Raw genomic sequence first — 8,516 nt, forward strand, 5'->3', positions numbered from 1 at the left:
CGACCGCAGGTGCCGCTTGCGGCAGAAAATCCTTGTCTAGCGCTCGGATACAGGCGATCTTCACCTCAAACGACACGCCACTTGGGGAATGCAGGTGAAAATCGACCGCAGCTTTGTGACACGGATCGACGCCGACCCCGGCCAGCAGAAGATGGTCGCGGCCATTCTGTCTCTGGCGAAACAGCTTGACCTCGACACCCTGGCCGAAGGGGTGGAAACGGCGGGCGAGCATGCGATGCTGGCGCAACTGGGCTGTCGCCATGTGCAGGGCTTCGGCATCGCCCGCCCCATGCCCTTCGATCAGGTGCAGGACTGGATCGCCCGGCATCAGGCAAATCGCCGGCCGCTGCCACGAATCGGCACACGGGCCACGAAATGACGCCGCGAGGCTGCCATTGGCCACCCCGCGCCGGGAAAACCGCTTGACCTTTTCTCCCCCCTTCTGTTGAACCACGCCTGACCCACGCCCGGGTCAGCCTTTTCAAGCGACACGGTGGGGATCGCAGATGGACGATCAGAACAAGAACCTTATTCTGGCGACGGCGCTGAGTTTCCTTGTGATCCTCGTGTGGTTCGTGCTGTTCCCGCCGGAAGAAACGGCGCCGACGGCCGATCCCGTTGCCGCGACCCAGCCTGCGACGGCGCCCGCCGCGACAGCAACGGCGACGCAGGCACAGCCCGAGGTCGCCCCCGTCCCCGAGGCGCCCCGGCTGAAGATCGACACGCCGAAGCTGTCGGGCTCGGTGTCGCTGCTGGGCGGTCGCATTGATGACCTGTCGCTGAAAGCCTACCACGCGACCATCGACCCGAAATCGGATATCGTGCGCCTGCTGACCCCGGTCGGCGAGCCGCATGCCTATTACGCCCTTTACGGTTGGACGCCGGGCGGGACGCTGGATTTCGCGGATGTGCCTGGCGCCACGACGGAATGGCAACAGGTCGGCGGCGATACGCTGGCGCCGGGCAAGCCCGTCACGCTGGAGTGGGCGAATGGCAAGGGCCTGACCTTCACGCGCCAACTGGCCGTTGATGACAATTACATGTTCACCGTTACGGATTCCGTTGCCAACACGGGCACCGAAACGGCGACGCTGCAACCCTATGGCGTGGTAGCGCGCCACGGCAAACCGGCCGATCTGCAAAGTTTCTATGTACTGCACGAGGGCGTTGTCGGCCGGACTGACGGCAAGCTGGCCGAGATCAAGTACAAGGATGTCGCCGATCTGCCGCAGGTCGCCCGCGAAGGCGCGCAGGCCGAAGTGACCGAGGGCACCGCCGACGGCTGGCTGGGCTTTACCGACAAATACTGGATGACCGTTCTGGTCCCTGAGCAGGGCAAACCCTACACCGCCGTGGTGAAATACAACGCCCAGTCCGACATCTATCAGACCGAGACGCGGATGCCGGTTGTCACCGTGGCACCGGGGGCCAGCACCGAAGTTTCGTCGCGCCTGTTCGCCGGTGCAAAGGAATGGGAAACCATCCGGAACTACCAGAACAACGACGGAATCGCGGGCTTCATCGATTCGATTGACTGGGGCTGGTTCTTCTTCTTCACCAAGCCGATCTTCTGGCTGCTGCACCACCTGCACGGCTGGATCGGCAACATGGGGCTGGCCATCATCGCACTGACCTTCGTGCTGAAGATCCTCGTGCTGCCGCTCGCCTACAAATCCTATGTCTCGATGGCGCGGATGAAAGAGCTTCAGCCCGAGATGGAGGCGCTGAAGGAACGCGCGGGCGAGGATAAGCAGAAGCTGCAAAAGGAAATGATGCAGCTTTACAAGGAAAAGAAGGTCAATCCGGCAGCGGGCTGCCTGCCGATTTTCCTGCAAATCCCGATCTTCTTCAGCCTTTACAAGGTGATCTTTGTCACGCTCGAACTGCGTCAGGCGCCGTTCTTCGGCTGGCTGAACGACCTGTCGGCGCCCGATCCGTCGTCGCTGTTCAACCTGTTCGGGCTGCTGCCCTGGGCGGCCCCGGCGCATGGCACCTTCCTCGCCATGATCTTCATTGGTGTGCTGCCGATCCTGCTGGGCATCTCGATGTGGCTGCAACAGAAGCTGAACCCGGCACCCGCCGATCCGGCGCAGGCGATGATTTTCGCCTGGATGCCCTGGGTGTTCATGTTCATGCTGGGCAGCTTTGCTTCGGGTCTTGTTCTGTACTGGATCACCAACAACACGATCACTTTCATCCAGCAGTACCTGATCATGCGCAGCCATGGCCACAAGCCGGATATCTTCGGCAACATCAAGGCGGGCTTTTCGAAGAAACAGCCCGAGCCAGCGAAGGGCAAGAAATGAAGGCACGGCTGAACACCATCTGCCGACATCCGATCAAGAGCCACGGACGCGAGAGCCTCGCGTCCGTTCGGCTTTCGGCGGGTGCCGGTCTGCCGTGGGACCGGCACTGGGCTGTGGCGCATGATGCGGCCCGGCTGGTCGAGGGCTGGAATCCTTGCGTGAACTTCGCGCGGGGGTCCAAGGCGCCTGCATTGATGGCGATCAATGCCGCGCTGGACGAATCGACTGCAACCGTGACGCTCACCCACCCGGAACGTGAACCACTGACCTTCCGGCCCGATGATGCAGCCGACCTGCCGCGGTTTCTGGATTGGGTGCGCGAACTGAACCCCGCAGGCCGGGCGATGCCTGAACGCATTGTCAGCGCCGGGCGGATCATGTCGGATACCGATTATCCGTCGGTCTCGATCCTGAATCTGGCCTCCAGCACCAATCTAGGCGCGCGGATGGGGATGGACCTGTCGCCGCTGCGCTGGCGCGGCAATCTCTGGGTCGAGGGCTGGCAGCCCTGGGCGGAATGGTATCTGGTCGGGCGCAGGCTGCGGATTGGCGACGCGCTGCTGGAAGTGCGCGAGCGGATCGAGCGGTGCAATGCCACCAAGGCCAACCCCGTGACCGGACGCATTGAAGGCGATACGCTGGCCGGGCTGCGCAGTGCCTTCGGGCATCAGGATTTCGGCGTTTACGCCGTCGTCGTCGAAGGGGGCGAGATTGCCCCCGGCATGGAGGTAACCATCCAATGACCGCCCTGCCCTTCCCGCTTGCCGAAGAGCCTGATGATTTCGCGCGCGAACGTGGCCGGCTGATGTTCGCCGGTCCGGTCGATTTCGTGAAAGGCGTGGTTGCCATGCCCGGCCTGCCGCCGGCAGACCGGCTGGAGGTCTGTTTTGCCGGTCGCTCGAACGTCGGGAAATCCAGCCTGATCAATGCGCTGACCGGCCGCAAGAACCTCGCGCGCGCCTCGAACACGCCGGGGCGGACGCAGGAGATCAACTATTTCGCCCTTGGCGAAAGCCGCTATCTGGTTGACCTTCCGGGCTATGGTTTCGCCGAAGCGCCGGTTTCGACGGTGCAGAAGTGGCAGACGCTGTTGAAGGCCTATCTGCAAGGCCGCCAGACCCTGCGCCGCGCCTTCGTGCTGATCGACAGCCGCCATGGCGTCAAATCGGTCGATGACGAGATCATGACGCTTCTCGACAAATCTGCCGTCACCTTCCAGGTCGTGATGACCAAGATGGACAAGCTGTCGCGCCCGGAACGCGAGAAGAACCTCGATCAGGTGCGCGCCGCGCTGGCAAAGCACCCGGCGGCCTACCCCGAGATCGTGATGACCTCCTCGGAAAAGGGTGACGGCATCGCCACCCTGCGCGCCATCGTCGCGGGGCTGGAATGAACGCGCTGGTGCAGGTCGCGCTTGGCGGCGCCATGGGGGCGAGCCTGCGCTATGGCGTCAATCTGGGCATGCAGCGCCTGCTGGGCAGCGGCTTCCCCTGGCATACGCTGACGGCGAATGTGCTGGGTTCGGCGGCGATGGGCGTGCTGATGGTGGCGCTGGCGCATCGCGGGCATCAGCATCTGGCGCCCCTGCTGATGACCGGGCTTCTGGGCGGCTTCACCACCTTTTCTGCCTTTTCCATGGATACGGTCGCGCTGGCCGAGCGCGGCCTGATGACTGCGGCGGCGCTCTATGTCGCGGCCTCGGTCCTGATCGCACTGGCGGCCTTTGTGCTGGCCGTCCACCTGACGCGGAGCATTCTGACATGAGCGGTGTGAAACTGCTGACCGTTTCCGAGGATGAGGGCGAACAGCGGCTCGACCGCTGGTTCAAGCGCCGCTTTCCGCATGTGACTCAGGGCGCGGTCGAAAAGATGTGCCGCACCGGGCAGGTACGGGTGGATGGCAAGCGCGCAAAAGCGGCGGATCGCGTCGCACCGGGTACGGTGATCCGCGTGCCGCCGCTGCCGGAAAATGACGCCCCCTCGCGGCCGCGCCCCGATGGCGTCAGCGCAGCAGATACGCGGATGATCCAGGATGCGGTGATCTTCAGGGACGAGCATATCATCGTGCTGAACAAGCCGCCGGGGCTGCCCTCGCAGGGCGGCTCGGGTCAGGGCGACCGGCATGTCGACGGGCTGACCGAGGCGCTGAAATTCGGCTACAAGGACCGGCCGAAGCTGGTACACCGGCTGGACAAGGATACTTCGGGTGTCCTGGTTCTGGCCCGCACCGACCGGGTGGCCCGCGCCCTGTCCGAGGCGTTTCGCCACCGCAATACCCGCAAGATTTACTGGGCCGTCGTCGCGGGCGTTCCCCAGCCCAAGCAGGGCTCGATCAAATATGCGCTGATGAAGGCACCGGGCCGTGGCCGGGGTGGCGAGGGCGAGAAGATGGTCTGCATCCATCCCGCCAAGGTTGGTGATTACCCCGATGCCAAGCGGGCGCAGACCGATTACTTCACACTCTGGTTCCTTGGTACCCGGCTGAGCTGGATGGCGCTGGAGCCGATCACCGGCCGTACCCACCAGCTGCGCGCCCATATGGCCGAGTTCGGTCATCCGATTCTCGGGGATGGCAAGTATGGTGGCTCGGACGCTGAAAATCTGGGCGATGGCTGGGGCGCTGGCACCGGCGGTGATCTGTCGCGCAAGCTGCACCTGCATGCCCGGCGGCTGAGCATCGAGCATCCGATCACCAAGGAACCGATCACCTTCACCGCCCCCCTGCCCGAGCATATGGCCCGCACCTGGAAGCTGCTCGACTGGAAAGAGGGCGACGTGCCGGAAGACCCGTTCGAAAAGCTGCACTGATGAGCGACTGGACCCCCAAACGTTTCTGGAAATCGGCGAGCGCCGAACCTGTGGACGGCGGCTTTGCCGTTCATCTGAATGGCCGCGCCGTGAAGACCCCGGCCAAGGCGGCTCTGGTGCTGCCCACCCGCACACTGGCTGCCGCCATCGCCGCGGAATGGGACGCACAGCAGGGGCAGGTGCGCCCCGAGACGATGCCCGCCACGCGCGCCGCCAATTCCGCCATTGATAAGGTGCGCCCGCAATTCTCGCAAGTGGCCGATATGCTTGCAGATTATGCAGGAACGGATCTGCTGTGCTACCGTGCCGAAGGGCCGGATGCGCTGATCGCTCGGCAGGCTGCGGGCTGGGACCCATTGCTGGACTGGGCGAAGCAACGCCATGGCGCACCCCTGATCGCCACCTCAGGCGTCATGCATATCGCGCAAGACCCTGCCAGCCTTGCTGCCCTGCGCGCCGCGATTTTCGCGCAGAACGAATTCCAGCTGGCGGCTCTGCACGACCTGATTGCCATTACCGGCTCTGCCGTTCTGGGCCTTGCCGTGACCGACGGGCATCTGAGCCCGGCGGAAGCCTTCGATCTCAGCCGAATCGATGAACACTGGCAGATCGAACAATGGGGCGAAGATGCCGAGGCCGCTGAGGCCGAGGCTGTCAAACGCCAGGCGGTCGAGGACGCCGCCCGTTTCTACGCATTGTGTGGGTAACAATCTTGCCCAATTTCCGGGCAGATGTGACGCATCTTTCGTGATCCCTGCGCAAACTGCCCGCGCAGGGACAGTTTGCGCTATCAACTCGGTTTCACTTGACGGCCCAAAGCGCTTTACACGAAACTGCCCGTCACTGAGAGGGAAGCCTCCCTCAGTCTTCTGCTCCGTACGGGGCCATAACACCGCCCGCAAAGGGTGGACACTCAGGAAGAGGTACGCATGAAAAAATCGCTATTCCTTGGCACGCTTTCGGCCACCGCGCTGATCGCTGGCATCGCCGGCGCCGCGACGCTGGATGACGTGAAGGCCCGGGGCGAACTGATCTGCGGCGTGAACGTCGGCCTGACCGGCTTCGGCGCGCCCGACGCCAACGGCAATTATCAGGGCTTCGACGTGGCGCTTTGCAAGGCGGTCGCGGCGGCAGTGCTCGGCGACGCTTCCAAGGTAAAATACATCCCCACCACCGGCGAAACCCGTTTCACCGCGCTGGCCTCGGGCGAGGTTGACCTGCTGGTCCGCAACTCGACCTGGACCTTCATGCGTGACGTCGACCTGAAGTTCGATTTCGTCGCCGTGAACTACTATGACGGTCAGGGCTTCATGGTGAAGAAAGACCTGGGCGTGTCCTCGGCGAAGGAACTGGATGGCGCCACGGTCTGTATCCAGACCGGCACCACGACCGAGCTGAACCTGGCCGACTTCTTCAAGGCCAATAACATGACCTACACGCCGGTCACCGTGGCTGACGATTCGGAAGGCCAGCGTCAGTATCTGGCAGGCGCCTGCGATGCCTACACCACCGACGCTTCGGGCCTTGCCGCCTCGCGCGCCTCGATGCCGGATGCCGAAAACCACATCATCCTGCCGGAAATCATCTCGAAAGAGCCGCTGGGTCCGCTGGTTCGCCATGGCGACAACCAGTGGGGCGATGTGGTCCGCTGGACCTATTACGCGCTGGTCGCTGCCGAAGAATACGGCGTGAACAAGGCCAACATCGAGGAAGTCGCCTCGACCACCCAGAACCCGGAAGTGAAGCGCCTGCTGGGCGTCGAGGGTGAACTGGGCGAGAAGCTGGGCCTCGACAAGGAATGGGCCAAGCGCGCCATTGCCGCGGTCGGCAACTATGGCGAGATCTTCGAGGCGAACATCGGTTCGGGCACCCCGATCGGTCTGGCCCGCGGCCTGAACGCGCTGTGGACCCAGGGCGGCCTGCAATACGCCCCGCCGTTCCGCTGATCTGAAAACGATACGGGCGCGGCTTCGGGCGCGCCCGCGTCCAACACGACCGAACTGCCTGCACAGACAAAGCACCGGCCAACCCGGGCAAGGCAGGCTTCAGGGGGTATAAAATATATGGCTTTCGTTCAGGATGCGCCGAAAGATTCCTTTCGGCTGAGCATGCTTATCTACGACACGCGTTACAGGTCGCTGACCATTCAGGTGGTTGTGCTGATCCTGTTCATGTTGTTTCTGTCCTGGCTTCTGAACAACACGATCCAGAACCTCGCCGCGAAGGACCGGACCTTTGATTTCGGGTTCCTGCTGTCCCGTGCGGGGTATGACATCAACCAAAGGCTTGTCGATTACACTAACGACAGCACCCATGCCCGCGCCGCCTTCATCGGCCTGCTGAACACGCTGCTTTCCGCCGTGGTCGGCTGTGTGCTGGCCACCATCATCGGCGTGGTGGTCGGTGTGTTGCGACTGTCGAACAACTGGATCATCTCGCGCCTGATGACCGTCTACGTCGAGATGTTCCGCAACGTGCCGGTTCTGCTGTGGATTCTGCTGGCAGCCACCATCCTGTCGGAAACCACGCCCAGCCCGCGCGATTTCCGCGTGACACCGGAAATGCAGGCGGCGGATGAGGCGCCGAAGGCCTCCATGCTGTTCGGCATCATCGCCGTCACCAACCGCGGCACCGACATTCCCGAGCCGAAGTTCTGCATCGGCAAGCCGCGTGAAGAATGCGACGCCGACCCGAACGAGGGCGGCCTCGGCACCATTGACCTCGGCATCTTCAAGGTTTCGCTGAATCTGCTGGCGTTGCTGCTGGTGTTTGGCGGCTCGATCTTCGCCGCCCGGCGGCTGAAGCAGCAGGCCGATGCCACGCAGGATGCAACGGGCGTCCGCCCGGTGACATGGTGGAAAAACCTGCTGATCCTCGTGCTGCCCTCGGCCATCCTGCTTTGGGCGCTCGGCCTGCACTTCGTGGTGCCCGAGCTCAAGGGCTTCAATTTCACCGGCGGCATCACGGTGTTGCACAGCTTCACCGCCCTGACACTGGCATTGGCGCTTTATACCGCTGCCTTTATCGCAGAAATCGTGCGTGCCGGGATCATGGCCATCTCGCGCGGGCAATCCGAGGCCGCGTCGGCCCTAGGCCTCCGCCCCGCCCGCACCATGCGGCTGGTCATTCTGCCCCAGGCGCTGCGGGTGATCATCCCGCCGCTGATCAGCCAATACCTGAACCTGACCAAGAACACCTCGCTGGCGATTGCCGTCTCCTACATGGATCTGCGCGGCACGCTGGGCGGCATCACGCTGAACCAGACCGGGAAAGAGCTGGAGTGCATGCTGCTGATGATGGGCATTTACCCCACATTCTCCAAGTAAGTCGCTGATTTCGCTGTCGTAATCGTGATATTTCGCATATAAATCATGGCGTTGACGGCTGCGAGGGGCGCGTTTCA

8 protein-coding genes and 1 pseudogene are annotated in these 8,516 nt (G+C 63.2%); all 9 read left to right on the forward strand.

The window, feature by feature from the left end; all coding sequences use genetic code 11:
• Positions 1-91: 91 nt before the first annotated feature.
• Positions 92-379, forward strand: a pseudogene (locus C8N34_RS25190) (EAL domain-containing protein); the annotation flags it as partial.
• 127 nt (positions 380-506) lie between these two features.
• Positions 507-2,306 carry a membrane protein insertase YidC gene (gene yidC, locus C8N34_RS25195; RefSeq protein ID WP_054303814.1) on the forward strand — a complete coding sequence of 600 codons (1,800 nt, stop codon included), beginning with the start codon at positions 507-509 and terminating at the stop codon, positions 2,304-2,306.
• Positions 2,303-3,049 (forward strand): MOSC domain-containing protein, encoded by a 747-nt coding sequence (locus tag C8N34_RS25200; RefSeq protein ID WP_108130996.1) that lies wholly within the window; start codon positions 2,303-2,305, stop codon positions 3,047-3,049. The genes yidC and C8N34_RS25200 overlap by 4 nt, the downstream gene beginning before the upstream one ends.
• The gene (yihA, locus tag C8N34_RS25205; RefSeq protein WP_054303816.1) at positions 3,046-3,699 is read left to right on the forward strand and encodes a ribosome biogenesis GTP-binding protein YihA/YsxC; all 654 of its coding nucleotides are present in this window, start codon (positions 3,046-3,048) and stop codon (positions 3,697-3,699) included. The genes C8N34_RS25200 and yihA overlap by 4 nt, the downstream gene beginning before the upstream one ends.
• Positions 3,696-4,070, forward strand: coding sequence for a fluoride efflux transporter CrcB (gene crcB / locus C8N34_RS25210; RefSeq protein WP_108130997.1), 375 nt, complete (start codon positions 3,696-3,698; stop codon positions 4,068-4,070). Before yihA ends, crcB begins: the two co-directional genes overlap by 4 nt.
• The gene (locus C8N34_RS25215) at positions 4,067-5,113 is read left to right on the forward strand and encodes an RluA family pseudouridine synthase (RefSeq protein ID WP_108130998.1); all 1,047 of its coding nucleotides are present in this window, start codon (positions 4,067-4,069) and stop codon (positions 5,111-5,113) included. The genes crcB and C8N34_RS25215 overlap by 4 nt, the downstream gene beginning before the upstream one ends.
• A complete protein-coding gene (locus C8N34_RS25220; protein ID WP_108130999.1) occupies positions 5,113-5,820 on the forward strand; it encodes an ATP12 family chaperone protein in 708 nt (235 codons plus the stop codon). The genes C8N34_RS25215 and C8N34_RS25220 overlap by 1 nt, the downstream gene beginning before the upstream one ends.
• Before the next feature lie 222 nt (positions 5,821-6,042).
• Positions 6,043-7,059, forward strand: a complete 1,017-nt coding sequence (locus tag C8N34_RS25225) for an amino acid ABC transporter substrate-binding protein (protein ID WP_054303820.1) — start codon at positions 6,043-6,045, stop codon at positions 7,057-7,059.
• A gap of 117 nt (positions 7,060-7,176) precedes the next feature.
• On the forward strand, positions 7,177-8,439 hold the full coding sequence (locus tag C8N34_RS25230; protein WP_108131000.1) for an amino acid ABC transporter permease: 1,263 nt from the start codon (positions 7,177-7,179) through the stop codon (positions 8,437-8,439).
• The last annotated feature ends 77 nt before the right edge of the window (positions 8,440-8,516 follow it).

Source organism: Gemmobacter caeni, from assembly GCF_003054195.1.
GTDB lineage: Bacteria > Pseudomonadota > Alphaproteobacteria > Rhodobacterales > Rhodobacteraceae > Gemmobacter > Gemmobacter caeni.

Coding starts and splice junctions, on each gene's coding strand:
- crcB (WP_108130997.1), top strand. CDS start 3,696: ATGAACGCGCTGGTGCAGGTCGCGCTTGGCGGCGCCATGGGGGCGAGC.
- yidC (WP_054303814.1), top strand. CDS start 507: ATGGACGATCAGAACAAGAACCTTATTCTGGCGACGGCGCTGAGTTTC.
- C8N34_RS25220 (WP_108130999.1), top strand. CDS start 5,113: ATGAGCGACTGGACCCCCAAACGTTTCTGGAAATCGGCGAGCGCCGAA.
- C8N34_RS25200 (WP_108130996.1), top strand. CDS start 2,303: ATGAAGGCACGGCTGAACACCATCTGCCGACATCCGATCAAGAGCCAC.
- C8N34_RS25215 (WP_108130998.1), top strand. CDS start 4,067: ATGAGCGGTGTGAAACTGCTGACCGTTTCCGAGGATGAGGGCGAACAG.
- C8N34_RS25225 (WP_054303820.1), top strand. CDS start 6,043: ATGAAAAAATCGCTATTCCTTGGCACGCTTTCGGCCACCGCGCTGATC.
- C8N34_RS25230 (WP_108131000.1), top strand. CDS start 7,177: ATGGCTTTCGTTCAGGATGCGCCGAAAGATTCCTTTCGGCTGAGCATG.
- yihA (WP_054303816.1), top strand. CDS start 3,046: ATGACCGCCCTGCCCTTCCCGCTTGCCGAAGAGCCTGATGATTTCGCG.